The following is a 402-nucleotide window of genomic DNA, read 5'->3' on the forward strand; positions in this document are numbered from 1 at the left end:
ACCTATGCTAGCTGAGCACTTACAAGTCTCCGTAACCACGGTTAAACGCCGGCTGGCTGAAGAAGGTTTATCGTTTACCGAGATGCTTAAGAAAAAAAGAATCTACAAAGGCGCTACAATCTTGCGCGCAGGACGTACAAGTGTCACTGAAGTGGCCTCTCTATGTGGCTTTAATAATGCGACACACTTTAATAATACCTTTAAAAGTATCTATGGCTGCACGCCTAAGGTGTTCAGGCGAGAACGCAGAACGCCATAAGCGACGCTTAAAATTCATGCATCATGGCGCGGCCAGCGTGGCGAGACCATCGTAGCCCGACCACCGTGGCGCGACCACCGTGGCCCGACCAAATGCCAATAACAACAAAGGACATGTTCCATGCAATTTAGTTATTCTAATCC

General features: G+C 48.3%; 1 protein-coding gene. It reads left to right on the forward strand.

Annotated elements, in window-relative coordinates; genetic code table 11:
• A partial coding sequence (locus tag AB4585_RS29625) for a helix-turn-helix domain-containing protein (RefSeq protein WP_372172420.1) occupies window positions 1-259 on the forward strand: 259 nt, incomplete at its 5' end.
• Window positions 260-402: the final 143 nt, after the last annotated feature.

The organism is Vibrio sp. 10N.222.49.C9, from assembly GCF_041474985.1.
Lineage (GTDB): Bacteria > Pseudomonadota > Gammaproteobacteria > Enterobacterales > Vibrionaceae > Vibrio > Vibrio crassostreae_C.